At 40.5% G+C, this 26371-nt stretch carries 23 protein-coding genes; 21 read left to right on the top strand and 2 right to left on the bottom strand.

Features of this window, described 5'->3' with window-relative positions; genetic code table 11:
- Positions 1-111: 111 nt before the first annotated feature.
- The 12 genes from M2273_RS13030 (at position 112) to fcl (ending at position 15337) form a co-directional block, all read left to right on the top strand.
- Positions 112-3486, top strand: a complete 3375-nt coding sequence (locus M2273_RS13030) for a non-ribosomal peptide synthetase (protein ID WP_429397434.1) — start codon at positions 112-114, stop codon at positions 3484-3486.
- A 47-nt stretch (positions 3487-3533) separates the two neighbouring features.
- On the top strand, positions 3534-3971 hold the full coding sequence (locus M2273_RS13035; RefSeq protein WP_429397436.1) for a GNAT family N-acetyltransferase: 438 nt from the start codon (positions 3534-3536) through the stop codon (positions 3969-3971).
- Between the two features lie 78 nt (positions 3972-4049).
- Positions 4050-5210 carry an acyltransferase family protein gene (locus tag M2273_RS13040; protein ID WP_429397438.1) on the top strand — a complete coding sequence of 387 codons (1161 nt, stop codon included), beginning with the start codon at positions 4050-4052 and terminating at the stop codon, positions 5208-5210.
- Between the two features lie 226 nt (positions 5211-5436).
- Positions 5437-6825: an undecaprenyl-phosphate glucose phosphotransferase gene (locus tag M2273_RS13045; protein ID WP_429397439.1), complete on the top strand. Its 1389-nt coding sequence runs from the start codon at positions 5437-5439 to the stop codon at positions 6823-6825.
- A gap of 87 nt (positions 6826-6912) precedes the next feature.
- Positions 6913-8124, top strand: coding sequence for a glycosyltransferase family 4 protein (locus M2273_RS13050; protein WP_429397441.1), 1212 nt, complete (start codon positions 6913-6915; stop codon positions 8122-8124).
- Between the two features lie 74 nt (positions 8125-8198).
- Positions 8199-9395 (top strand): glycosyltransferase family 4 protein, encoded by a 1197-nt coding sequence (locus M2273_RS13055; RefSeq protein WP_429397443.1) that lies wholly within the window; start codon positions 8199-8201, stop codon positions 9393-9395.
- Between the two features lie 36 nt (positions 9396-9431).
- Positions 9432-10343, top strand: a complete 912-nt coding sequence (locus M2273_RS13060) for a sugar transferase (protein WP_429397445.1) — start codon at positions 9432-9434, stop codon at positions 10341-10343.
- On the top strand, positions 10340-10891 hold the full coding sequence (locus M2273_RS13065) for an acyltransferase (RefSeq protein ID WP_429397447.1): 552 nt from the start codon (positions 10340-10342) through the stop codon (positions 10889-10891). Before M2273_RS13060 ends, M2273_RS13065 begins: the two co-directional genes overlap by 4 nt.
- A 486-nt stretch (positions 10892-11377) precedes the next feature.
- Entirely contained in the window at positions 11378-12109 is a 732-nt protein-coding gene (locus M2273_RS13070; RefSeq protein ID WP_429397449.1) for a carbohydrate deacetylase, read from the top strand.
- A 361-nt stretch (positions 12110-12470) separates the two neighbouring features.
- Complete coding sequence (locus M2273_RS13075) at positions 12471-13106, top strand: WecB/TagA/CpsF family glycosyltransferase (RefSeq protein WP_429397451.1); 636 nt, start codon at positions 12471-12473, stop codon at positions 13104-13106.
- 157 nt (positions 13107-13263) lie between these two features.
- Complete coding sequence (gene gmd / locus M2273_RS13080; RefSeq protein ID WP_429397453.1) at positions 13264-14379, top strand: GDP-mannose 4,6-dehydratase; 1116 nt, start codon at positions 13264-13266, stop codon at positions 14377-14379.
- Between the two features lie 7 nt (positions 14380-14386).
- Positions 14387-15337 carry a GDP-L-fucose synthase gene (gene fcl / locus M2273_RS13085; protein WP_429397455.1) on the top strand — a complete coding sequence of 317 codons (951 nt, stop codon included), beginning with the start codon at positions 14387-14389 and terminating at the stop codon, positions 15335-15337.
- Between the two features lie 126 nt (positions 15338-15463).
- On the opposite strand, the gene M2273_RS13090 is transcribed toward fcl, so the two are convergent.
- Positions 15464-16825, bottom strand: a complete 1362-nt coding sequence (locus M2273_RS13090) for a right-handed parallel beta-helix repeat-containing protein (RefSeq protein ID WP_429397456.1) — start codon at positions 16823-16825, stop codon at positions 15464-15466.
- A gap of 460 nt (positions 16826-17285) precedes the next feature.
- Here M2273_RS13090 and M2273_RS13095 point away from each other — a divergent pair, with 460 nt between their 5' ends.
- Both M2273_RS13095 and M2273_RS13100 read left to right on the top strand, forming a co-directional pair.
- Positions 17286-17921: a DUF892 family protein gene (locus M2273_RS13095; protein ID WP_429397458.1), complete on the top strand. Its 636-nt coding sequence runs from the start codon at positions 17286-17288 to the stop codon at positions 17919-17921.
- A 119-nt stretch (positions 17922-18040) separates the two neighbouring features.
- A complete protein-coding gene (locus M2273_RS13100) occupies positions 18041-18952 on the top strand; it encodes a glycoside hydrolase family 16 protein (protein WP_429397460.1) in 912 nt (303 codons plus the stop codon).
- A 102-nt stretch (positions 18953-19054) separates the two neighbouring features.
- Here M2273_RS13100 and M2273_RS13105 read toward each other — a convergent pair whose 3' ends face one another.
- The gene (locus M2273_RS13105) at positions 19055-19213 is read right to left on the bottom strand and encodes a lmo0937 family membrane protein (protein ID WP_429397462.1); all 159 of its coding nucleotides are present in this window, start codon (positions 19211-19213) and stop codon (positions 19055-19057) included.
- 210 nt (positions 19214-19423) lie between these two features.
- Here M2273_RS13105 and M2273_RS13110 point away from each other — a divergent pair, with 210 nt between their 5' ends.
- From M2273_RS13110 to M2273_RS13140, 7 genes are all read left to right on the top strand, one after another.
- Complete coding sequence (locus M2273_RS13110; protein ID WP_429397464.1) at positions 19424-20032, top strand: TetR/AcrR family transcriptional regulator; 609 nt, start codon at positions 19424-19426, stop codon at positions 20030-20032.
- 67 nt (positions 20033-20099) lie between these two features.
- Positions 20100-21224, top strand: coding sequence for a TolC family protein (locus M2273_RS13115; RefSeq protein WP_429397466.1), 1125 nt, complete (start codon positions 20100-20102; stop codon positions 21222-21224).
- Between the two features lie 156 nt (positions 21225-21380).
- Positions 21381-22274, top strand: a complete 894-nt coding sequence (locus tag M2273_RS13120) for an HlyD family secretion protein (RefSeq protein ID WP_429397468.1) — start codon at positions 21381-21383, stop codon at positions 22272-22274.
- A 3-nt stretch (positions 22275-22277) separates the two neighbouring features.
- Complete coding sequence (locus M2273_RS13125) at positions 22278-23183, top strand: ABC transporter ATP-binding protein (protein ID WP_429397470.1); 906 nt, start codon at positions 22278-22280, stop codon at positions 23181-23183.
- A gap of 1 nt (position 23184) precedes the next feature.
- A complete protein-coding gene (locus M2273_RS13130) occupies positions 23185-23925 on the top strand; it encodes an ABC transporter ATP-binding protein (RefSeq protein WP_429397472.1) in 741 nt (246 codons plus the stop codon).
- Between the two features lie 10 nt (positions 23926-23935).
- Positions 23936-25042: an ABC transporter permease gene (locus M2273_RS13135; protein WP_429397474.1), complete on the top strand. Its 1107-nt coding sequence runs from the start codon at positions 23936-23938 to the stop codon at positions 25040-25042.
- Complete coding sequence (locus tag M2273_RS13140) at positions 25039-26157, top strand: ABC transporter permease (RefSeq protein ID WP_429397476.1); 1119 nt, start codon at positions 25039-25041, stop codon at positions 26155-26157. The genes M2273_RS13135 and M2273_RS13140 overlap by 4 nt, the downstream gene beginning before the upstream one ends.
- The last annotated feature ends 214 nt before the right edge of the window (positions 26158-26371 follow it).

Genomic DNA, 26371 nt, shown 5'->3' on the forward strand with positions numbered 1-26371 from the left:
AGCAATGTATACCCTAACGATAAGAATTTAGATTGTTTAATTTTTAAAAAAATACCCCTTAAAAAAAATACCCCTTAACTGAATATAAGCTTTAAATATTTATTAGAACCTATGTCACAATCGTATTTACTAAACAAAGAAGTATTAGATAACATTGATCAGTTTAAGGATAAATTTCAAACACTCCCACTTTTAAAGCTCCCTATTGATATCCAAACCTTAACAGGCAAAAAGTCCGGTGTTGCAGAACAAGAATTTGTATTGGATACAGACTTGTTAAAAAGGCTTAGCTTTTTTGCAGAAGAACAAGGCTGTAAACTGTCGACCATACTTTTGGCGGCATATAAAGTATTGTTACAACGGTACTCTACACAGGAAGATCTTTTTATCACACAAATCATATGCAGAGACTTGCCGGTTGAAAATCCATCCTCAAAATATGGTTTCAATTCTATCAGGAGCACGATCAGTGGGGAGATATCCTTTGTTAATATTGTTCAGCAATTAAAAGCAACGCGATATGCTCCCGGGTACACCGGCAATCTGACATTTAATGATCTTAATGAAATTTTGTTAAACCTTAAAATTGACAAAGAGGTATTTAAAGGGTTATTTGGTTTCGATGAATCAGGAGAGGCGGTTGAAGGCGATGAAATTAAAGGATTAATCAGTAAACATTTTAAGGACTTTTATCTGGGTTTATTTTTTAAAGAAACAACAGAAGGAGTACCGGGAGTATTATACTATAATGCGTCTCTTTTCCAGGATGAATTTATTGACAAATTTCTGAAACATTTTGTTCAGCTATTGGATTTAATAGCTATTAATCCTGCTGAGCAGGTGGGGCGGCATCAGTTGCTTACGAGCGAAGAATGGAAACAGATTATTGTTGACTTCAATGATACCGTTGCTCCTTATCCCGAGGAAAAACTTTTATTTTCCCTGTTTGAGGAGCAGGTTGCAAAAAATCCTGACGCTATCGCCCTGATTCAGGCCGGGCAGGTTTTAACTTATGGTCAGCTTAACCAACAGTCAAACCGTTTAGCCCATTATCTTATAGATGAAGGAATTGTTCCGGGAGATAACGTGGGCATATTGGCAGACCGGGACTTCAATATGATTGTGGGTATGCTGGGTATCTTAAAAGCCGGGGGAGCATATGTGCCCGTTGATCCCGATTATCCAATTGAGCGGCAGGAATATATTTTTTATCAATCCGCGTTAAAACTAATCATTGCTGATAAAAGTTACCCTTTAAAATCGCTGATCGATCCCCGGAAATTTGCAGATATCGATTTTAACAGCATCAATATAAGCAGGGACACCAATCCGGATATCAAGATCAGCAGCCGGCAATTGGCTTATACGATTTATACCTCCGGTTCTACCGGCCGGCCAAAAGGCGTAATGATAGAGCATCATTCGGCTGTTAATTTAGTCCAATGGGTAAATAATGAATTTAATGTTGACGCCAATGACAGGATATTATTCATAACCTCCATGTGTTTTGATCTTTCTGTCTATGATATCTTTGGCATGTTGTCTGCCGGCGGACAGATCGTTATAGCCCGGCAGGAAGAGATCCGGGACGTTAAACAGCTTCAAAGCTTGCTGGTCAATCATCAGATTACTTTTTGGGATTCTGTTCCAACTACATTGGACTACCTGATTTTAAATTTAGAAACTGAGGACCCTCAATACCGTTATGATGGCCTGAAAACAGTATTTTTGAGCGGAGACTGGATTCCTTTGAGTTTGCCAGACAGGGTTAAAAAGTACATGCCAGGCGCAAGAGTCATAAGCCTTGGAGGTGCTACTGAGGGTACCGTATGGTCCAACTTTTTCCCGGTAGAAAGTACATCGGAGAAATGGAACAGTATCCCGTATGGCAAGCCGATCACCAATAACTTTTTTTACATTCTGAATAAACAGTTGCAGCCGCTTCCGTTTGGGGTAGCTGGTGATTTATACATCGGAGGAGCTGGTGTAGCCCGGGGATATGCAAATGATCCGGATAAGACGGCAGCAGCATTTGTGCCCGATCCTTTTAATGACAGCCTGGGCGGTATGATGTACCGGACCGGAGACCTGGGCAGAATGATGCCGGATCTAAATATGGAATTCATAGGCCGGATAGACAATCAGGTAAAGATCCAGGGGTTCCGAATTGAACTTGGAGAAATTGAAAACGTTTTAAAAGGATTTCACCTGGTATCAAATGCTGTTGTGTTAGCCAAGGATGACCAGGAGGGTAAAAAAAGACTGATTGGTTATGTGGTGCCTGAAGGCGGTAAATTTAACAAGGAAGCTGTAATGGATTATCTCGGAACAAAGCTTCCGGGGTACATGGTGCCTTCGGTTTGGGTTGAGCTGGAATTTCTGCCACTTACCTCCAATGGGAAAATTGACCGGAAATCGCTGCCGGAGGTGAATCACCTTGATGCAACAGATAACCTTGTAAATGCAGTTTCTGAAACCGAAATGATTCTCCAATCCATCTGGCAGGATTGTATGGGAATTCCTCAGATCAGTATCAATGCCAATTTTTTTGAATTGGGAGGGCATTCTCTAAAAGCAGTACAGATACTATCCAAATTTGAAAAACGTACCGGAAAAAACTTCCAGCTTTCTGTGCTTTTCAAATATCCGGATATTCAGTCCCTGGCGCGTTTTATTGACGATGATGACAAGGAATCGGTATTTATATCCTTAGTTCCGATCAAACCGTCCGGTTCTAAGACTCCCTTATATATCATCCACGGCGAAGGATTAAATGTGCTGAATTTTAGCGAGCTGGCAGCCTGTATTGATAAAGAACAACCTATTTATGGATTACAGGCTAAGGGGCTGAATGATGCGGATGAGCCGTTTGAATCCATTCCCGATATCGCGGCACATTACATCAGTGAAATTTTACGCCACAATCCAGAGGGTCCGTATATATTGTCCGGTTATTCCTTTGGCGGATATGTCGCAGTTGAAATGAACCGCCAGCTTGGCGAAATGGGTAAAAAGGTCAGTATGCTGATTATGTTTGATACCAATGCCGAAAAAACTGAATATAAGGATTGGTACAAGTTGTTACCCAAGAAGGTTAAGAGAAACATCCCGAAATTACTAACCTTCATTAAAAATTCAGTTACACAACCTGTCAGTACGTTTAAAAATCAATCACAACAGGTCTCCAAAAAACGCTTTAAAAAAGAATCGGAGAAATTTTACCAGCAAATCGGGAAAATAAAGGAGAAACACCTGGTTGCATTTCGCAAATACCAGTTGGGCCCCTTTGATAATAAGGTTTATTTATTCCGTGCAGAAATTTGCGTTCATTATGTAAATGATACGAAGTACCTGGGATGGAAAAATTATGCACGCCAGGGAGTAGAGGTACTTGAGGTACCAGGAGATCATCTTTCCATGCTGGAAACCCCAAATGTGGAAAAGCTTGCTGGCATTTTGGAGAGAACACTGGATCAGCGCTGCTAAACAACGCTTGGATATCAACCCATTAAACACAAACAAATCAAAACTTAATGAACATTGTACCCGTAACCCAAGAAAATTTAAATGACTGTGTAAATATTTTTATAAAGGCATATAATCAGGCACCCTGGAATTACCAATGGACTGCAGAGAAAGCTTCCCGGTATTTGGCTGAGTATATGAGTTCGGGTCAATTTGTGGGATTTATACTATATGATGAATCAGTTCCGGTGGGCGCCATATTTGGACATTTTAAAACGTGGTGGACTAACGATCAGCTAATGATTGATGAATTTTTCATTGCCGCTGAGAAACAGCGGAAAGGATATGGAAAACGGCTGATGGAATTTTGCAGCGCCTACGCTAAAGAGCAGGATGCGGAATTGACGATACTGATGACCAACAAATATATGCCAGCTTATAAGTTTTACAATAAAATTGGATACCTAACAGCCGAGCAGTATGTATTTATGTTTAAACAACTTTAAAATTTGCCAGCGTGTTTATTGGTATGCATCTCCGCACTGCAATAGTAAAATCAATTGTCAAGCTAAATATTACATGATATGAAACCTAATAACCTAATTCCAAAGCTCGATGTTTTTAACAGCAAATTCATTCTGAGAGATAAACGATTTCTTTGGCTGGATTATGATAAAGGAATCAGTATTATACTCGTTGCTTACGGACATTGCTTTTTTATGCTCTTTGATCATGGTATTAACATGGCCCCGTATCCATATTTCAATTATATCGGCACGTTTTTGTACGGCTTCCGGATGCCGTTGTTTTTTATTGTATCGGGTATTCTGATTTCCAATAGCCTGCGAAAGAGGGGCCTGCCAGCCTATTTGCTTAACCGGGTAAATAATATTCTATACCCTTTGTTGGTATGGGGAGGAATACAGATATCACTTGCACTGTTATCTGCCCGTTATACGAATTCTGATATTACAATGGCAAGTTACCTGAATCTGATCATTAACCCCAGGCAAACAGGGCACTTTTGGTATCTGAACGCGCTGTTTTTTATTGGTGTAATATACTCCTTGCTGAAAACCAAATTAAAGGTTTCCATCGGTATTCAACTTGTAATTGGTTTTGTGTTTTTTTCAATCGCAGGTTACATTAATATGCATGATTTACAGGCTGGACTCCTTACCGATATATGCCAGTTCTATTTGTTTTTCGCGATAGGCGACGCGATCTCCAACATCTTTTTAAACGAACGCTTTGTCCATCGTTATACATCCTGGAAAGTTTTCCTGCCATTGCTACTCCTTTTTCTTGTTATTCAATATAAGTTTACGGAACTCAATCTGCATGGCGGCAAAGACGGGATCAATTATGTAGAGCATAAATTACCATGGTTTTATCTTTTTGAAGCATTAATCGGGTGTTCACTTTCCGTTAGCCTTTCTTTTCTGCTGCAAAAATATAAGGTGTTATCGTTTTTGAGGGTAATAGGGTATCATTCGCTTTATATTTATTGTATGCAGATCATCGTAATGAATATTATGAGGATTGTGCTGATTTCTATATTGAAAATTTCCTTTGTTCCATTATTGTTTGGTTTGATATGGACCTCAGGTATCGTTATTCCGATGTTGTTTTACAATGTATGTTTAAGACTTAATGCCTGGTGGTTGTTCACGTTTAACAAACCGCATGACCATTACGATTATATAAAACAGTCCAGGTTAGATTTACAGATATCCGACCGGTAATCAGGGGTTTACCAGGCAGATGAAACGTGGAAATAATTACTCAAATTGCGCACGGGTTAATTAGCTCCTCAAAAATTGCGGTTCGTTTCTTTTAGTAATAAGCAAAAATTTAATAGTAGCGCAAATAACAGGGCCGATCTTCATTGATCTTTTCCTTTCAGCGCTTAAATAGGTTACAAACACAGCTTAGCATCATAATTGTTATAATCATTATATATAAGTATATATGAGTGAACGTTATAAGAATGTCAACAGAATGGTCAATGTCTTAATGGATTATTCCATATTGAATTTGTCTTTAATATTAGTTTATAACTTAACACATCATACATTATATCAGTGGTTGTTTGATAAATCACAATTAAATGTTGTTTTGATTTTAAACCTGTTGTGGCTTTTGTCGACCAGTTTATTGGGGGTGTATCGCCCTGTTCATCATGTCTCATTGTTTGTCAAATCCATCAAAGCATATGTACTGTATTTGTTTTTAGTTAGCTATATCCTGATAATTGTAAATACTACAGATTCTTATCATATAAACAGAGCATCTTTATTCTGCTTAATGACCCTGTTCGGTTGCCTTCTTCTTTTGTGCAAATTTATCTTTTACAAAACCGTTGGGAGCTCGTCAATTATTTACGGGCCGGTGAGAAAAGCGGTCATTTTAAGTGAAGGCCGGTCAGGAGCCGATTTTTATAACCGGTTTAAAAAAGATATGGTCGGTTATAAAATAATGGGTTTGTTTGATGACAATCCTCCGGCTATAACTGACGATCATTTATATTTGGGTAGGATTGAGACCTGTATGGCATATGTAATTAAACATAAAGTGGACGAGATCTACTGCGCACTTGATCCATCTAAAAAAAGCACTATTGAAAGGCTTATTAAAGATTCGGATAAAAACATGGTGCGCTTTAAACTTGTCCCTCAGCACTTTGATTATATTCAAAAGTTTCTTCCTGCTTCCGTAATTAACGCAAATGTCCTTTCTCTCAGGGAGGAGCCTTTAGAGAATATTTTGAACCGCGCTCTTAAGAGAGTATTTGATGTCATGTTTTCGCTATTGGTTATCGTGTTTGTATTCACGTGGCTTTTTCCAATCATATATGTACTGATCAAGATGGAGTCACCTGGCCCTGTTTTTTTTGTGCAGCCGAGATCGGGCAGAGATAATACGACTTTCAACTGTTATAAATTCAGAAGCATGTATGTTAACCGGCATGCCGACAATTTGCAGGCTAAGAAAGGCGATTCACGAATTACCCGGATCGGAGCCTTCCTCAGGAAGACGAGCCTGGACGAAATGCCGCAGTTCTTCAATGTCTTATTTGGTGATATGTCTGTTGTTGGCCCAAGACCGCACATGCTGAAACATACGGAGGAATATTCTAATTTGATTGATCATTTCATGGTACGTCACTTTATAAAACCAGGCATTACGGGATGGGCCCAGATTAATGGACTTAGGGGAGAAACGAAATTGTTGGAAGATATGCAGGCGCGCGTAGAAGCCGACGTTTGGTATATGCAGAACTGGAGTTTCGATCTGGACCTGAAAATTATTTTTTCAACAATTTTTAAAACTATAAGAGGAGATAAATATGCTTTTTAATGATCTGTGCATGGAAGGAAGGGATAGTTTGCAACAGCCCTGCAATAGCGCTATATGGGGCTTGGGTGCATGCAAATCTGAAATAATATGAATAAAATTCTTTTATCTGCCTTTGCCTGTGAACCTGATAAGGGATCTGAACAGGGTAATGGATGGAATTGGGCCAAGGGCTTAGCTGAAAAAGGTTATGAAGTTCATTGCTTAACCAGGAGTGTAAACCGGCCAAGTATCGAAACGCATCCGGTCATTGAAAATCTTCATTTTCATTACATCACGATGCCGCTCGGGACAGAAGTTTTGTATTTAATGACGCAGGCCTCCATTTACCTGCATTATATGCTTTGGCAATACCTGGCTTTCAGAAAAGGTAAATCTTTGCATAAGGAAATGAAGTTTAAACTTGCCCATCACGTTACCTGGGGAAGCCTGCAGATGGGTTCCTTTATGTACCGGTTGAATATCCCTTTTATTTTCGGCCCGGCCGGCGGAGGGCAAAAGGCCCCGGAAACATTTAAGCGGTATTTTCTTGATCACTGGGCCTCCGAATTGAAAAGAGAAAAGGTGAGTAACTGGATGATAAAATATAATCCCGCCTGCAGAAAAATGCTTCAAAAGGCAGCGGTTGTATTGGTATCCAATCAGGACACCCTTGCTATGGCAAAAAAGATAGGCGCAAAAAACTGCCAGCTATCACTCGATATGGCGTTGCCCGAAAGCTTTTTTCCCAGAGAGTTCAAACTAAAGCAGCCTGTGAACGGACTACTTAAATTGTTGTGGGTAGGCAGGTTTATGCCCAGAAAAGGGATGTTGCTGATATTGGATGTTATGCAGCAATTAAAACATATTCCGGAAATAACATTAACAATTGTAGGGTATGGAGAGATGGAGGCGGTCATTGCCGGCAAGATCAAAGAATATGGATTGGAGAACACGGTGAAGATGGTGGGGGCGGTGCCATATGAACAAGTACGGCTGTTTTATGATATGCATGATGTGTTCTTTTTCACGTCCTTAAGAGACTCGGGGCCAGCCCAGTTGCTTGAAGCCCAGTCTTTTGGTATGCCGATTGTTACGCTCGATTTACACGGCCAGTCGCAGGTAGTCAGTGATAAAACCGGTATAAGATGTAATGCCAGTTCACCAGAGGCGGCTATTCCAGAATTGAAAGATGCCATTGTTCATTTATATCGTCATCCGCATATTGTTAGTGAGATGAGTATTGAGGCTATGAAATTTGCACGAAAGCAAACCATGGCAGAAAAAATCAGCCATATTGTTACTGACTATTATCCTGTGTGAGACAGGATAATCCGTTTACAGAATAGGAGTGGGCTGAATATGATAAAAATTGTTAAACTATAAAGTTTCATAAAGTGAGGGTAGTATTATTACATAATGATTTACGGGTATATTGGAAGCGAAGGCTGTCTTTTTTAAAGGATTTTTTAAAATCCCGGGATATCGATCTTTACGTTATCGAATTGTTCGGCAAGGGTTCACCATATATATTCGACCCATATGATAACAAAGAATTATGGTGGAACTGTCTTTTTCCGGACAATAAGGATAATGAACTTTCAAAGTCCACGATTAAGGAGGTTTTGTTTTCCAAATTAGCGGATATCAATCCCGATGTTATCATTGCCGGATCTATTGTATTTTACTCAGGGGCATTGGGCTTAAGGTGGGCCAAGAATAACAACAGGAAGTTTATCATGTTTGACGACGCCAAACCATCAAATGTTAAACGGAATTTCGTAGTACAGCAAGTTAAGGATGCTATAACCAATCAGATAGACGCCCTATGGTTGCCATCTAAAGATTATGATGAGGAATATACTTCTTTATATAGTAAGGAATCTATACATTTTTTCTACGGGTATAACTGCATAGATAATGGTCTTTTCAAATTTAAACAAAAGAAGAGGTTCGATAACCGCAGAATTATTTGTGTTGCCAGGCTTGTTCCAATTAAAAACCTGGAGAATTTGCTGAAAGCCTGGAAAAATGTAGAGGAAGAGAGCGACCAGGATACACTTGTCATGCTTGGAGACGGATCGCAGTTGAATGACCTGACCTTACTCCGGGATCAAATGGGGTTGAAAAGGGTAGAATTTGTAGGTGCTATACCCAATGATTCTATTCCGAATCATCTGTTTGAGGCAGACGCCTTTATTTTGCCCAGCTGGTCGGAGAGTTGGGGGCTTGTGGTCAATGAAGCTATGGCAGCAGGACTGCCGGTGCTGTTAAGTAACAAGGTAAACGCTGCGGACACATTGCTGATAGAAGGTATTAATGGCTACAGTTTTGCTCCTTCAGATGTTAAAGGCATGAGTGACCAGATCCTGCGATTTATCAATTTATCAGCGGATGCGAAAGGACGAATGTCAGAAAGTTCTCTTGAAATAATAAATTCACTTAGTTACGAAAATATGGGCAATGAACTGCTGACAACCTTGTTATGGTTAAAGTCTAAACCCTTAAAGAAAAAAAGGTTGTTATCCAATCTCTTAATTAATTTTTGGGATGGCCGTTACAATACACAAGGTTGGGATACGGTTGCCGTTTGAACCAAATATCATCACCCGACTACATACAAATTTTATATGAGCCTTGCTCCGATCATACTTTTTACTTATAAACGTGTCGCACCATTAAAGGCGACCATAGCCGCCTTGCAAAAAAACTTTTTGGCGAGAGACTCTTTCCTTTATATTTTTTCTGACGGTCCCCGCCATGAACATGACAAAGCGCAGGTAGAAGAGGTCAGGAAATATTTAAGAAGCGTGACCGGCTTTAGGGAAATCACCATTCGCGAATCTGAACAAAACAAAGGACTTGCGCGTTCAATCATTGACGGCACTTCGGAACTGATCCAGCAGTTCGGAAAAGTGATCGTGTTGGAGGATGACCTGCTAACGACCCCGAATTTTTTAAATTTTATGAATGAAGCGCTGGAAAATTATGTGTACAACCAGCAGGTTTTCTCCATATCAGGCTACAGTTTTAATTTGAAACCGGAATCTTCGGATGACATCAGCGAGGGTTATTTTCTGAATCGTGGGTGGTCATGGGGATGGGCCACGTGGGCAGACCGATGGAATCAGGTGGACTGGCAGGTGGAAGAATACGCACGGTTTAAAAACGATAAAGCGGCAAGAAAACGGTTTGCTCAGGGAGGGTCTGACCTGAACAGCATGCTTGACAAACAAATGACCGGCCTTTTGGATTCCTGGGCAATCAGATGGTTTTTCAATCAGTATAAGCTGGAAGGCGTAACATTATATCCAAAGCTCTCCAAGATTTATAACAATGGATTTGATCAGTATGCTACGCATACTAACGGATCATCATCACGTTATATTCCCTTGCTGGATACTAAACACAAGACTGATTTTATTTTCCCGGATGTACACGAGATCCATCCGCATTATCAAAAGCAGTTTCAGCATAAAATGGGTTTATCATCCAGAATAAAATCAAAAATCGAAACACTATTTATACGCTACTGTAAATGATGAATTTAGTTAAAGTTTTGAAGAAAGGCCGAGACCTATATTTATCCAAAGTACTGTGGAATAAATATCAGATAGGTAAAAATTTTCACGCCGGTAAAGGTGTGCGCATGTGGGCGAAAAAAACCCTGGTCATCGGCGATAATTTTTATATCGGACGTTATTCTCAGATCGAATCCGATACTGTCATCGGTAATGATGTCATTTTTGGAAATTATGTAGCCATTGTTGGGCGATATGATCATCATTACCAGCAAATTGGAACGGCTATCCGTTTTTCAAGTCAGATCAGGGATAACGATTATAACTGGCTGGGCAAGGATCTGCTTACCGTTATAGAGGATGAGGTATGGGTAGGGTATGGATCGATCATCATGAGCGGGGTTAGAATTGGTACAGGAAGTATCATAGCTGCAGGTTCCGTGATTACCAAAGATGTAGAACCTTATTCCATCACCGGAGGATCCCCGGCCAAAAAAATTAAGGACAGATTTAATTCTCCGGAAGACATGCAGATTCATCAACAACTGTATACCGAGCTCCGATCCTGAGGTCTTAGGCAGGCACATCGTTATTTAGTGTCTGCCGGCTAAAGCACCTTAAACTGGCGAATGATACCCAGGAGCGGTCTATATAGAATGACCGCTACACAACGGTTTTTTCTGTAAGCATTAACCATGTAACCTATTACGCCGGCCTTTCGTAAAATCACTGAATTTATAGAAAAACCTTGATTTTTTATTTAGGTTTGCTGAGCCCTTTATGCTCTTGCTCAGGCAAAGCTTGCCCGGGCAGGAAAAGACGATGCAACAGAAAGTAAAATAGGTTGGAGGGTAATATATATACTGGCCGGCGGCATAAAGATTTGGGTTATTTCTATTCATGGTCTTTACCATAGACCATGTAAAATATTAAAAGAAATAATTTAATGGTGCTATAATTGATCTGATAACTTACTGGGCTTCGTGCTGCCGGAAAATACTTTTTGATTTTCGGGGTCCATTCTGTAAAAACTTGATACATCACTTACGTAAAAGATGATACCTCTAAATGTAATTGCCAATGCGGATGATTTTGGTTTAAACTCTTCGGTCAATAAAGCCATTTTATATTGTTATGAAAAGGGCTATATTAATAGTACCTCGCTCATGGTGAATTGTGACGGATTTGAAGAAGCTGTGGAGCTTACACTGCAAAATGATATTATCAGGAATGTTGGTTTGCATATCAATTTAGCGGAAGGCAAACCGGTAACAGATTTTGTAAGCAAGGCGTTCCTTACTGAAAACGGGGAATGGGATATCCATAAAACCGGGAAAAAGGTCAGGTTTCTCGATTCCGGTACGGCGCTGTCTTTTTACAAGGAGATTGAGGCTCAGATCGATCGCGCTTTAAAAGCGCATATCCCTCTTACCCATCTTGATGCACACCTGCATCTGCATACGTTACCGGGCTTTAATCAAATTTTTCTGGTATTGGCTAAAAAACATGGATTAAAACTACGGCTGGCCCAGTCTTTCAACGAAGGTAACCTCCTGAAGTTTTTTTTCAGAAACTTGCTGAACAAAAAGATTACGGCGGCTGGGTGCAATTATTCAGACAGGTTTCAAACCGTTGATTACTTCGTAGCAAATAGCCACCTGTGGCATAAAAATCTGCGCGTAGAAATTATGCTTCATCCTGATTTCAACGATCAGTCAGAACTTACAGATCATTACCTCCCCTCAGATATGTCAAACTGGATCCGGTTTTTATTAGCCGGCAGATGAGTTTCGTGGCAAATTAATTCCCGGAACTGGGGATTATTTTACACGCGGAAAATACGGCTTTTTCACGTACCACAAATGAAGTTTACGCCTGGTCATATTAATTGGCTTTTTTTAACTATAAAGCTATAAATTGATAACTTATACTTAAGTTTTCTTTTAAATGAATTAGGCTTAATAATTGCAATGGATCGGTCGTTACTGAACAATAACTTGTTTATTAGCATTAATCTAAATCATTAAGTCGATGCAAAAATTCTCTACTGTGCCATTGTCTGATTATTCAATTCTTAGTTGTCAGTTGGATGATCTGAAATTTGATTCCAAGTGCATAATCAATACAGTTAATCAATATTCTTACGTCATGGCAGAGAAGGACCAGGATTTTAAAGATGCATTAAGTCACTCTGATGTGCTGCTACCTGACGGGATAGGTATAGTTGCCGCTGTGAAATTTTTAAATAAACAGAATATAAAAAAAATAGCCGGCGCTGATGTACACTTGTATTTTCTGAAGAAGTTGGATGCGGAAAAAGGAAGTTGCTTTTACCTGGGATCCTCAGAAGAAACTTTAGCAAGGATTAAAAAAAAAATTAACCTGGAATATCCGAATATTAGGGTCGATACCTATTCTCCGCCATTCAAAGCGGCCTTCTCAAAAGAAGATACAGATAAAATGGTTGAGGTAGTAAACGAGTTTAAGCCCGATGTGTTATTCGTTGGCATGACAGCTCCCAAACAGGAAGTTTGGACCCATGTTAATAAGGAAAGGCTGGAAGTTGGTACGATCTGTGCCATCGGAGCGGTATTTGACTTTTATGCAGGAACCGTTTCACGGCCGTCTAAGTTCTGGAGAGACCTTGGTCTGGAGTGGTTTATCAGGTTGTTAAAGGAGCCAAGACGGATGTACAAACGCTATGTGATATACGGTCCCGCGTTTATATTAATGCTCATCAGGTCAAAGTTAAACCAGTCATTAATTAAAGGCGCCCATGCGTAGGAATTAATCTCCTAACGATTAATCAAACATTCAATTTCCTGCTATACAGCATGGCTTTCTTCCGTTTTCTAAGAACCGGATCTGAAATAATTCCCTTAATTCTGTGGGAATTAGGAAACAATACGTCTAATGTGTAAATAAAAATCTGAACTATATAATGAAAAAAGTAGCATTGATCACAGGAATAACAGGACAGGACGGGGCCTATCTGACCGAGTTATTGCTTTCCAAAGGGTATGTCGTGCACGGCATCAAACGCAGAAGCTCTTTGTTTAATACTGATCGCATCGATCATTTGTATCAGGATCCTCATGATGAAGATCAACGATTGATCCTGCATTATGGAGATCTGAGCGACAGCACGAATTTAATTCGAATTGTGCAGCAGGTTCAACCGGATGAGATTTATAACCTGGGGGCTATGTCACATGTAAAAGTGAGTTTTGACACGCCGGAATACACCGCCAATGCAGACGGGATCGGGACGTTAAGATTGTTAGAGGCAATCCGGATTCTGGGGCTTTCTAAGAAAACGAAAATATACCAGGCATCCACCTCGGAATTATATGGCTTGGTACAAGCCGTTCCACAATCAGAAAGCACACCTTTTTACCCCCGCTCTCCATATGCTGTAGCAAAGATGTATGCTTACTGGATCACCGTTAATTATCGCGAAGCTTACGGAATTTACGCTTGTAATGGAATTCTTTTCAATCATGAAAGTCCGTTACGGGGAGAAACTTTCGTAACCCGTAAAATTACGCGGGCTGCCTCCAAGATCGCTATGGGCTTACAGGATAAATTATATTTGGGTAACCTTGACGCGCAGCGTGACTGGGGTCATGCTAAGGATTACGTGGAGGCGATGTATCTGATTTTACAACAGGAAAAACCCGAAGATTACGTAATTGCAACCGGTGTAACTACTAAAGTTCGCGAATTTGTGCGTATGGCATTTGCTGAAGTTGGGATTACGATAAGGTTTGAAGGAGAAGGTGTTGATGAAAAAGGTTATGTGGAATATTGCGAGTCTCCTGATTTTCAGATAGAGATTGGTAAAGAAGTAGTTGCTATTGACCCTAAATATTTTCGCCCTACAGAAGTTGACCTGTTGATAGGTGACCCGACAAAATCGAATACCCAGTTAGGATGGAAACCTAAATATGATCTTCCTATGCTTGTTAAAGATATGATGACGGCTGATGTGAATTTTTTCAGAAAGGAACGTTTGTTGAAAGAATACGGATATTATGTTAAAAATCAATTTGAATAAGGGCTGAATGGATAAGAATTCAAAAATTTATATCGCCGGGCACAAGGGAATGGTTGGGTCTGCCATATTTCGCAAACTGACAAAAGAAGGTTATCATCATATTATTTGTAGGAATTCTTCAGACCTTGATTTACGCGACTATACACAGGTAAGTCAATTTTTTCAGGAAGAAAAACCTGAATACGTATTTCTGGCAGCAGCAAAAGTGGGCGGTATTGTAGCCAACAACACTTACAGGGCTGAGTTTTTATATGAAAACCTGCAGATTCAGAACAATGTAATACACTCCAGCTTTTTGGCCGGTGTGAAAAAACTGATGTTCCTCGGCTCCAGTTGTATTTATCCCAAACTCGCCCCGCAGCCGCTGAAGGAAGAATACTTGCTTACCGGTTTGTTGGAGCCAACCAATGAACCCTATGCAATCGCGAAGATAGCCGGGATTAAAATGTGCGACGCCTATCGTGACCAATATGGGTGTAATTATATTTCCGTGATGCCTACCAATCTTTACGGTTATAATGACAATTATCACCCGGAAAATTCTCATGTTTTACCAGCGTTGATACGCCGCTTCCATGAAGCAAAGCTGGAGAATCTGCCGCATGTGACCATATGGGGCACGGGTACTCCTAAACGTGAGTTCCTGTTTGCCGATGACCTTGCCGAGGCATGTTATTACCTGATGCAAAGCTATGATGAAAGTGGTTTGGTCAACATCGGTACCGGCGAAGACATATCCATCAAAGACCTTGCACACTTGATAGGCGAGGTTGTAGGCTACACCGGGCAAATTCAGTTCGACCACGGGAAACCGGATGGCACGCCGAGAAAATTAATGGATGTTACCAAACTTCATCGTGAAGGGTGGCGGCATACTATTCAATTAGAGGAGGGAATTGGGCTGGCCTATCGGGATTTTTTAAGTAAGCAGACGGAAAGCATCGTCGAACACCAGTAACCCAAACAAGCTATCCTCCGGGATATCATACCCCGCTATATTATAGCTCACCATTACAAAGGGATGTGCAGTTAGCCGCATCCCTTTGCGAGTTATTCATATGAGTCCACTTTTAACACGCGCCTCTTAATTTTTATAACTACTGCCATTTAAAAGGTTTCCGGTCATATTGAGTCCGGACACCGCGTTATGCACGGTGGACAGAAAATGTACACTATGATCTTTAGAAATTACTTTGTTGCCAGAAATAACTGAATTATTTGTCCCGATAACAAAGCCACTTTCCGATTCCCGGCGATTTTCAGACCCTGCATGATAGGTTAAAATATTGTTTTTAATAACCAATCGTTGTCCGGTCAAATCGTTTTTCCTCGTATAGGAAAGGATCGCGATCCTTCCCTGTTTAGCCTGAACATCAAAAACAAGCTTGTTCGCGATCAGGGATACCTGATAATTCCCGGCATCACTGTCAATGTCAATTCCGCGATATTGAGGATTTGTTATCACATTGGAATCGATCAGCAGGCATGTTACGAAATTTCCAAAAACCTGTATGCTTTCTTTGGTACCCTGTATGGAATTATTCCTGATGATACTTGAATTTTTACCGGTGTCATGATACGGGCCAGGTTTGGTGAAATTTGAAATAATTCCTATGGCCTTAAATTCTGTGTCGATAATTTGATTACGTGCCACCAATATGTGATGATTGCCGCCGGATTCTATATAATATAACCGGGCATCCCGGATGAGATTATGAATAACTTTGGTGTTGGTGCCCACCGCGGAAATTCCAATTCCCTCTTTCTGCTGTTCATAGCTTTTGCCTGTTCCAAATATCCTGTTATCGGATATGACTGTTCCGTCACAATTACCCCAATCCTCGATTCCCATAAAACCCGCATTTCTGATTGTATTTTGCGTAATCACATGACCGGTACAAGGGGTCTTGCCGTTTCCATGACCGCTTATAGCATCTGAGTGCGCATTAATGATCAGGTTGCCTTTAACCAGGCTGTTGCAGGCTCCGTTTTCAGCGTATTCAATACCTGCGGTCAGCAAGTTATTAAACAAGAACTGATTGCCGGAGGAGCGCTCACCGGTAATCCAGATAGCTTCTGCACCTTTTGGATTATAAGCCTGGTTTAAATTGAATGTGCATTGCTCAATGGTGATATTCCTGCAATTCTTTAAGACGACTACAGCGTTAGCCCAGTTACTTAACCGAAAATCACCTTTACTTTCAAATCTGACGTTTATCAGCCGGTTTTTATCAGCATGATCATATTTAAGAAAAACGTTATTAGTTAATAAGGTGCCTGACATATTACTGCCGTTTTTGATAGTTCCTCCAATAATATCAACCCCGGCAGGAACAGATAATGTTTTATTAATTACGTAGGTACGGTTTAACCGTATAACCTTAGGTGCACTGTTGATGAGAGATTGAAGTGAATCCGTATCATCTTTTTCTTCCTGATGAGCCATGCCTTTAACCAGCTGACACTGACAGGTAAAACAAAGGAGGATTATAAAGGTAAAAAATAAGTGTTTCGCTTCTTGATATAATAAAGTCATATTAAACATCGCGTTATGAGGTGTCGTTTACTTAGCATAAATCCATCCACAAAAAATTTCTCTGATAAAACGTGTGCTTACTGCATATTACTCATAAAAAATGTAAGACAAATCCATGCCTTTCAATGAAATTCCGGGTACCGACCTAACATTTTGCCAAATTTTCCTCCGCAAATTTCAGGTTAAGTTGGGTATTTACTGTGGTGTAGTCGCCGACAAATGAGGAAAAAAATCCTCATATGTTTTGTCGTATTTACGCATTGCCCAACTGATTAAAAATATTAAAGCGTATAAAAAATAACGACATGGCGCATCGGTTATTTTTAATACGCCCAACTCATTCCCTGTATAAGTAAATACCCGCTTTTCGTTGTGCTTTACCACGGAGGACGTTCCTTGGAAAAGCACCCGCTCATTTTCGGCAAGGGTTTTGAATGGACAGGGTGTAATAGAATTATTTAGCAAGAAAAAAGTAATGGGGGATAGTCAAAAAGCCTGGCTGGCATCAACGGAAATAATTCCTGAAATTCTGCAGCCGCTTTTTTTTGAAAACCTGAACCGCATCTATTGTGGCAAGTCGCACCTGATTGAAAGACTTTCAGAAGTGGTCGAGTACGTTTGTCTTTCAGATTTGAAGTTTGCCATTATGGGAACACTTGATGAGCTTGAAAACCAATTGACAAGAATGGATGAAATCTATAAGTTGTTGGGCTTAACTTACTCATTTGAAAACTGTAAAGGAATGATCAGTACCCTTGAAAATGCATTTTCATCTATAGTGCTGCATGGTGAGGAGATAGCGGTTCGTGATCTGTCGATCTTGTTTTATTTGCTTAATGTAGAAAGTATGGAGATGGCATCGTTTCAGACGTTAGAAATTTTATCGATACAATTAAAAAATAGCCAGATCATACAAATACTGAAGGATAATTTTGAAGAGGCAAGGACAGACCGAGCCCTGATGTTAATGATCGCAACAAAATATGTTAAAAACATCAGTATATAAATTAACAGTGAAAATTATCGGCAAGTCATACAGATAGTAATTTGTCGTCCCAGGGTGCAAATGATTGATCAACATCCTAAATAGGTTTTAGTAGTTACATTTTAAACAAGAAAAATTACATGAATACATCTACCTTTTTTACACGTATTATTATAATTATAGCCGGTTTAAGTTGTTTGGTTTGGAGTGGTTGCAGGAAACTGTCTTCAATAGGACCAAATAAGGGAGCAGATACCGTCAAATCAAATACGGTTCACGTAATTCCAAATTATAATAGTAGTGATACTGAACTTACGAGCAAGGGCTGGAGTAAAGTATTTGAGGATAATTTTGATGGTGATCTTTCCCAATGGCACGCGTTAACCGGTGGAGTACAAAAGGAACTGGCTTGCTATCAGCCTGCGAACCTGAAAGTTTCTGGTGGTTATTTAGAGATAAGTGCTAAAAAGGAAACGGTGACCGGCCCAGCAATTGTTGGGGAACCGGCAACCAAATCATTTGATTATACGTCCGGCTGGATGGTTAGTAAAACCTCGATTTCCGCTAATGAAACAACACCGGTGGTACGTATTGTGGCCAGGCTGAAGGCCGCGCCGGGTTATGGTTTAACATCGTTCCTCTACACTTTTGGTGGAAACTGGCCGACGAATGGTGAGATCGATTTTTTAGAAATAAAAGGCTCAGATACCAATGAATTGCTGTCGGATTATCAGTATGGGACAGTACCACTGCAGGATCTCGTGAAAAACGCACTGAGTACCACGGTTACTGACGGGGATCTGTCAGCCGCTTTTCATGTATACGAGTTTGAATGGAGCCAGAATTCAATCAAAACCTATATCGACGGCGAATTGGTTGAAACGAAAACCGTTGGTGGATATATTCCCCAATTATTTGGTAAAACGGAGTACTTGTCTTTAAGCCTGCCCGTTGGAGGGCTCTATTATAATAATTTTATGCCTGAAAAAGTTCAAACAGGCACCATGGTGGTAGATTATGTAAAGATATTCACCGCAAAGAAATCACTATAGCTAAACGAACGACTTGGTGGAGAACTGGTATAAATATTAGGGTAATTATTAAACGCGGGCTGTTAAGCCCGCGTTTAACGTTTTAAATGGCATATGTTAAGATTATATCGTTGAGGATGATCTTTGAATGATACCAAGTAAAAGTGAAATTATGGCGATAACAAGCAAGGCATGAATTAAACCGGTTGCCGAGTAAGCAAATACGCCGATCGCCCATCCTATGATGAGGATGACCGCGATGATATACAATAATGATCTCATAGCTTTTATGGTTTGATGTACTTAAACACTTGAAAAAATCATGCCAATCTTTGTTTAATTATACATAAACGAAATAAAATTATATAATAGGAAATTTTAATTCCCCATTGTCGCCATTGGTCTAACTCTTATTAAATTAATCAAATGATTAAATATTTTGATTAACAAATTTATTATTTTTACTTTTGTCCGATAACAGTGGAACCAGGAATGAAAGAACAGATAAAAGAGGAAAAAAGCCTTTCAACAGAAGAGAAATTTAAGGAAGCGGCACGTATTGTTTTTACTAAAAAGGGCTACGCAGCCACCAAAACCCGTGACATTGCTGAACAAGCCGGGCTTAACCTCGCACTTTTGAATTACTATTTCCGCAGTAAAGAAAAACTTTTTGAGATCGTTATGATCGAAAAGGTAAAGCAGCTTTTTTCGTTTATCGCCCCCGCAATAAACAACCGCGAAACCTCATTGGAGGAAAAACTGGAGCTGATTACAAACAGTTACATTGATATGTTGATCAAAAACCCCGATCTGCCCATATTCGTATTGAGCGAGATCAGGAGCAACGCAGAGCGTTTCGGGAAAATGATCCGGTCAAACGGTTCCATCCTGGAATCTCATTTTGTACAGCAAATTGCCGAGCGAAATACAGAGACCAATCCTATCCAGTTTTTTCTGAGTTTTTTAGGAATGATGGTATTCCCCTTTATAGCTAAGCCCATTTTTATTACCGCAGGGCCAGTTACCGAGGAAGCTTTTATTCAAATCATGGATGAACGAAGAATACTGATACCCCAATGGATAAAAATGATGCTCGAATAGAGCAGATTTTTTTTGCCCGTAATTTAATCAAATGACTAAATCAAAATATCAAATAAACTGATTAACTATGAAAAAGCAATTCTTATTAGGTGCCTTTCAACTGTTAGCCATAGTTTTTGCAGGCCGGGCGCAAACCACCGGCCAGTTAACACTCGATGACTGTTATAAACTGGCCCTGCAAAATTATCCCCAGGTAAAACAGCGGGAGCTGATTGCCAAAACGGCCGATTATACCATCGAAAATATACAAAAAGGCTATTTGCCACAGTTAAACATCAATGGGCAGGCCACCTATCAATCGGCAGTAACGGCTATACCTATCAAATTACCGGGGGTAAACATTCCTACGTTAAGCAAAGACCAGTATAAACTATACGGCGAATTTGATCAGGTGGTTTACGACGGCGGTGCAATAAAACAGCAGAAACAACTACAAAAGGCCACCGAAGCGGTTAATCAGCAACAATTGGAAACAGACCTGTACCAGTTAAAGGACCGTATCAATCAATTGTTTTTCGGCGTGTTATTAGTCGATCAACAATTAAAACAAAATGATCTGGTGATAAAGGATGTACAATTAGGTTATGATAAAATTCAGGCCCTGATCAAGAATGGGACCGCCTTCAGAAGCAATGGCGATGTATTATTAGCCGAGTTGCTGCAAAATAAGCAGCAGTCTATCAATCTCCATGCATCGCGTAATGCATATACCGATATGCTAAGCCTTTTTATAGGTAAAACAGTTGACGAAACAACCATTCTGATAAAACCGCAGCCGGTAAACCCATCGCATGAAATTAACCGGCCCGAATTACAGGGATATGACCAGCAGGGTAAAAACCTTGATGTGCAAAACAAGCTGCTTACCGTGCAGACCCTCCCCAAACTGAACCTTTTTTTACAAGGCGGTGTGTCACGTCCCGGATTAAACTTTCTTAGTAATAGTTTTGATACTTATTATATCGGGGGTATCAGGCTTACCTGGTCGCCATCGGTATTTTATACCATAAAAAAGAGCAGGGCACTTATTGACATTAACCGCAAAAGCCTTGATGTACAGAAAGAAACATTCCTATTTAATAGCAATTTAACCGTGAAACAACAGGATGCCGATATGGGCAAGTTCCAGCGGCTATTAGCGTCAGACGATGAGATCATTAATCTTCGTACACGGGTAAAAATACGGCGCTGACCCAGTTAGAAAATGGCGTGATCACGACCAATGACTTTCTGATCAATGTAAACGATGAAAATCAGGCTCGCCAAAACAAAATACTGCACGAAGTGCAACTCTTAATCACCCAATATAATCAGCAAACTACAACCGGTAATCAACAATAAAACCATCATGAAAAAAATATTATTACCATTTGCAATCTTATTAATAAGTCTGATGTCCTGCGGCAAAAATGAAGATAAATATGACGCATCCGGCACCTTTGAGGCGGTTGAAACCATTGTTTCGGCACAGGGTACTGGCGCTATAAAGGAGCTTAACCTGGAAGAGGGACAGGTATTAAAGGCCGGACAGGTAGTAGGCTATATCGATAGTGTCCAGCTCTATTTAAAAAAGAAACAACTGGAAGCGCAGATAAAAGCTACTTTGAGTGGAAAACCCAACATTGCTGCGCAAACCGCCTCTTTGGAGGAACAATTGCGGCAGGCGAAACGCGAACAATTGCGTAACACTAATTTATTAAGGGACGACGCAGCTACAAAAAAACAACTGGAGGACGCCAATACCCAGGTAGATGTTATTAAAAAGCAGATCGCTGCCCTGCAATCATCATTAAACATTACCACAGCAAATTTAAATGACCAGGCCCGGCCATTAAACGTACAAATTGAGCAGATCAATGATCTGCTTGATAAATGCAGGATCATTAATGAGGTTAATGGCACGGTATTAACTAAATACGCCGAGGCCAGCGAAGTAACCGATGTGGGCAAGCCGATCTATAAGATAGCAGCGCTAAATACCATTATTCTTCGCGCCTATATCACCGGTGACCTGATCCCTCACGTAAAAGTTGGCCAACAGGTGAAGGTTTTAGTTGACGATACTAAAGACACTTATAAAAACTATACCGGCATTATTGAATGGGTAAGTAGTAAAGCGGAATTCACTCCGAAAACTATTCAAACCAAGGACGAAAGGGCCGACCTGGTGTATGCCGTTAAAATACGGGTAAAGAATGATGGGTTTCTGAAAATTGGCATGTACGGAGAAATTAAATTATAAATCATGGACGCTGTTGTAGTAAAAAACCTGGTCAAGGTTTATGGTAAGGATAAAACCGCTGTTGACGATGTTTCCTTTTCGGTAAAACGGGGGGAGATATTTGGGCTGATCGGTCCGGACGGAGCCGGAAAAACCAGTATTTTCAGGGTGCTCACAACCTTGTTGCTTCCTGATGGCGGCTCGGCCACCGTAGATGGGAGCGATGTGGTAAAAGATTATAAACAGATCAGGAACAAAGTAGGTTACATGCCTGGAAAATTTTCCTTATACCAGGATCTGAGCATTGAAGAAAACCTGAACTTTTTTGCAACCGTGTTTGATACTACAATAGAAGCCAATTATCATTTGATCAAGGACATTTATATCCAGCTGGAGCCTTTTAAAACGCGAAGGGCGGGCAAGCTATCAGGTGGTATGAAACAGAAACTGGCCTTGTGCTGTGCGCTGATCCACAAACCTGTTGTTTTGTTTTTAGATGAACCCACTACGGGTGTTGATCCGGTATCCCGCAAAGAGTTTTGGGAAATGCTTAAACAATTGAAAGCGCAAAATATTACCATCGTGGTGTCCACGCCCTATATGGATGAGGCCGGTATGTGCGATGAGATTGCGCTGATCCAATCCGGCAAGCTTTTATCGGTTGATACGCCTGATAACATAATCAAATCATATCCCGAACAACTTTATGCTGTTAAAGCTGACAATATGCATAAGCTTTTAAAAATATTGCGTGGTTACGAACCGGTAATGAGCAGCTACACATTCGGGGAGTTCGCACATGTTTCCTTTAAAGACCCCAATGTGAATTTAAGCGAGGTAACCGCTTATTTAGAACAACAGGGCCTTGAAGACATTGAGCTTGAAAAAACAGCGGTTACCATTGAGGACAGTTTTATTAAACTATCATAACGTGAGTGATATCGTAATAAAAACTGATAAACTAACCAAGCGATTTGGCGATTTTATTGCCGCCAACGAGATCACTTTTGAGGTTGACAAGGGCGAAATATTTGGTTTCCTGGGGGCCAACGGCGCAGGGAAAACCACCGCCATGCGCATGCTGTGCGGGCTTTCTACTCCATCGTCTGGCAAGGCTACCATAGCAGGCTTTGATGTATATAAGCAAACAGAGCAAATCAAAAGGAACATTGGTTATATGAGCCAGAAGTTTTCGCTTTATGAAGACCTGACCGTACTGGAAAATATTAAATTTTTTGGTGGCATTTATGGCTTAACCAACAAGCAGATCAAAACCAAAAGCGAAGAACTGATAGCGCATTTGGGTTTACAGCAGGAGGCGAAAAAGCTGGTAGTGTCACTTCCATTAGGCTGGAAACAAAAGCTTTCTTTTTCGGTAGCGGTGCTGCATGAGCCTAAAATTGTTTTTCTGGATGAGCCAACGGGCGGTGTTGATCCGGTAACCCGCAGGCAGTTCTGGGACCTGATCTATGACGCAGCCGATAGGGGGGTAACCATTTTTGTTACTACTCATTATATGGATGAAGCAGAATATTGTAACCGCATATCTATCATGGTTGATGGGGTTATTAAAGCGCTGGATACACCCCGAAATTTGAAAGACACCTATCACGCGAATAATATGGACGAAGTATTTTATGAACTGGCCCGCGGCGCCAAACGCAGCGAATAAACTGATAGCTATGAAACAGTTCCTGATATTTATACGGAAAGAATTCGCGCATGTGCTGCGTGACCGGAAAACCCTGCTGATCTTGTTCGGGATGCCTGTGGTACAAATACTGATATTTGGCTTTGCCCTTACCAATGAGGTAAAGGATGCCAGGATCGTAATTATGGATCAGGCGAATGATGCCGCTTCACGACAGATCATCTCCAGGATAGAGGCAAGCCGGTATTTTGAGTTGGATAAGGCAGTAAGGAGCAATCAGGAAATGAAGGAAGCCCTTAAACGGGGCGAGATTAGGCTGGCTGTTATCTTCCCGGCTAACTTTTATTATAACCTGGTGCATCAGCATGATGCCCGCATACAGATCATTGCGGATGCAACCGATCCGAATAGCGCCACCACATTAACCAGTTATATCAGCTCCATTATTCAGGATTATCAGACAGATTTTAACAAGAACAATAATATTCCCTACCGGATAGCCCCCGAAGTACGGTTTTTATATAACCCGGAACTCAAGGGTGCACCCAATTATGTGCCTGGAGTAATGGCATTGGTATTAATGCTGGTTTGTGTAATGATGACCGCAGTTTCCATTGTAAAAGAAAAGGAAACCGGTACGATGGAAATCCTGTTGGTTTCACCATTTAGTCCGCTCAAGGTAATTGTGGCTAAAGCGGTGCCCTACCTGATATTATCATTAGTTAATGTAATTTCTATATTGCTGCTCAGTGTTTTTGTGCTCAACCTGCCTGTAAACGGAAGCATCTTGCTGCTCTTTGCTGAGAGTACGCTGTTTATCATCACTTGTCTTACCATTGGTATTTTTATTTCGGTAAAGACCGATACCATGCAGATGGCCATGCTGATCTCCTTAATGGGTATGATGCTGCCCACTATCCTGTTCAGTGGTTTTATGTTTCCAATTGAAAATATGCCCGTTGCGTTACAGGTAATTTCCAATATTATACCTGCCAAATGGTATTATATTATTGTGAAGGATATTATGATCAAAGGCCTCGGTTTTGGTGCTATATGGAAAGAAACACTCATCCTCACAGGAATAACCACCATCATGCTTATTATCAGTTTAAAAAGTTTTAAAATCCGTTTATCATGAGGACCATCAAATTTTTACTGCAAAAGGAGTTCAGGCAGATCTTCCGTAACAAGGCCATACTGGCAATGGCAATAGTAATGCCGGTAGTGCAGCTTCTTGTACTGCCGTTGGCTGCAAATTACGAGGTAAAAAACGTCAAGATAGCGGTTATTGATAATGATCATTCTTCCTATTCACAAAAACTGATCACCAAAATAATCTCCTCGGGTTATTTCAAATTGACAGGTTATGAGTTTTCATTTAAACAAGCTTTCCGACTGATTGAATCTGACGATGCCGACCTTGTATTGGAGATTCCCCATGGTTTTGAACGCGATCTGGTGCGCGAAAATGAACAGAAATTGTTCGTAGCAGTAAATGCTATAAACGGCACAAAAGCCAACCTTGGAAGTGTTTATCTCCTGGGCGTAATCCAGGATTTTAATCGTGATGTGAGATTGCAATTTATTCAACCCGGCACGTTTAACCAGCAGCCGATTATTGATATTGCATCATCAAACAGGTATAATCCCTTGCTCAATTATCATGTTTATATGGTTCCGGGCATACTGGCCATACTGGTAACCATGATCGGTGGTTTTTTAACAGCGCTAAATATTGTTAAAGAAAAAGAAGTGGGGACCATTGAGCAGATCAACGTAACCCCAATAAAAAAACACCATTTTATTTTAGGCAAACTTATCCCATTCTGGATTTTGGGTAATGTGGTATTTACACTGGGCCTCATCGTGGGTTGGCTGGTATATGGCATAACACCGGCAGGCAGCCTTTTCTTGCTGTACGGGTTTATCGCGGTTTACCTGCTCGCTGTTTTGGGATTTGGACTGTTGATCTCCACCTTTTGCGAATCGCAGCAACAGGCTATGTTCGTTATGTTCTTTTTCGTCATGATCTTTATTCTCATGGGTGGCCTGTTCACCTCCATTGACAGCATGCCAGACTGGGCCAAAGCCGTTACGAAGTTTAACCCTGTCAGTTACCTGATAGAAGTAATGCGGATGATCATGCTTAAAGGGAGCAGCCTTAAAAATATATTATCGCAACTTGGCAGTATCGCTTTGTTTGCCCTCATATTTAACAGTTTGGCCATTTATAATTATAAAAAGACCAGTTAAAATACTATGGCCGGCCTTTAGAGAATCCCTGCATACATGTATGGCCTGCGCTCAGTTAACTCCGTAAGAATACTGAATAAATAATTGGAAATTAAAATGTTAATCAATTAGATCAGGTCACCATACGGAAAAATACGATATGAAGTAGTTATGATGTACCCCCATAAAACTACTTCATGTTAAAAAATCATTACTGATGTATCAATGAAGCACT

It is taken from the genome of Mucilaginibacter lappiensis (assembly GCF_050433765.1).
In the GTDB taxonomy this organism is placed as follows: Bacteria; Bacteroidota; Bacteroidia; order Sphingobacteriales; family Sphingobacteriaceae; genus Mucilaginibacter; species Mucilaginibacter lappiensis_A.

Bases quoted from the DNA above. Each gene is read 5' to 3' on its own strand.
- M2273_RS13030 (WP_429397434.1), top strand. From the start codon at position 112: ATGTCACAATCGTATTTACTAAACAAAGAAGTATTAGATAACATTGAT.
- M2273_RS13035 (WP_429397436.1), top strand. From the start codon at position 3,534: ATGAACATTGTACCCGTAACCCAAGAAAATTTAAATGACTGTGTAAAT.
- M2273_RS13040 (WP_429397438.1), top strand. From the start codon at position 4,050: ATGAAACCTAATAACCTAATTCCAAAGCTCGATGTTTTTAACAGCAAA.
- M2273_RS13045 (WP_429397439.1), top strand. From the start codon at position 5,437: ATGAGTGAACGTTATAAGAATGTCAACAGAATGGTCAATGTCTTAATG.
- M2273_RS13050 (WP_429397441.1), top strand. From the start codon at position 6,913: ATGAATAAAATTCTTTTATCTGCCTTTGCCTGTGAACCTGATAAGGGA.
- M2273_RS13060 (WP_429397445.1), top strand. From the start codon at position 9,432: ATGAGCCTTGCTCCGATCATACTTTTTACTTATAAACGTGTCGCACCA.
- M2273_RS13065 (WP_429397447.1), top strand. From the start codon at position 10,340: ATGATGAATTTAGTTAAAGTTTTGAAGAAAGGCCGAGACCTATATTTA.
- M2273_RS13070 (WP_429397449.1), top strand. From the start codon at position 11,378: ATGATACCTCTAAATGTAATTGCCAATGCGGATGATTTTGGTTTAAAC.
- M2273_RS13075 (WP_429397451.1), top strand. From the start codon at position 12,471: ATGGCAGAGAAGGACCAGGATTTTAAAGATGCATTAAGTCACTCTGAT.
- gmd (WP_429397453.1), top strand. From the start codon at position 13,264: ATGAAAAAAGTAGCATTGATCACAGGAATAACAGGACAGGACGGGGCC.
- fcl (WP_429397455.1), top strand. From the start codon at position 14,387: ATGGATAAGAATTCAAAAATTTATATCGCCGGGCACAAGGGAATGGTT.
- M2273_RS13090 (WP_429397456.1), bottom strand. From the start codon at position 16,825: ATGGCTCATCAGGAAGAAAAAGATGATACGGATTCACTTCAATCTCTC.
- M2273_RS13100 (WP_429397460.1), top strand. From the start codon at position 18,041: ATGAATACATCTACCTTTTTTACACGTATTATTATAATTATAGCCGGT.
- M2273_RS13105 (WP_429397462.1), bottom strand. From the start codon at position 19,213: ATGAGATCATTATTGTATATCATCGCGGTCATCCTCATCATAGGATGG.
- M2273_RS13110 (WP_429397464.1), top strand. From the start codon at position 19,424: ATGAAAGAACAGATAAAAGAGGAAAAAAGCCTTTCAACAGAAGAGAAA.
- M2273_RS13115 (WP_429397466.1), top strand. From the start codon at position 20,100: ATGAAAAAGCAATTCTTATTAGGTGCCTTTCAACTGTTAGCCATAGTT.
- M2273_RS13120 (WP_429397468.1), top strand. From the start codon at position 21,381: ATGAAAAAAATATTATTACCATTTGCAATCTTATTAATAAGTCTGATG.
- M2273_RS13125 (WP_429397470.1), top strand. From the start codon at position 22,278: ATGGACGCTGTTGTAGTAAAAAACCTGGTCAAGGTTTATGGTAAGGAT.
- M2273_RS13135 (WP_429397474.1), top strand. From the start codon at position 23,936: ATGAAACAGTTCCTGATATTTATACGGAAAGAATTCGCGCATGTGCTG.
- M2273_RS13140 (WP_429397476.1), top strand. From the start codon at position 25,039: ATGAGGACCATCAAATTTTTACTGCAAAAGGAGTTCAGGCAGATCTTC.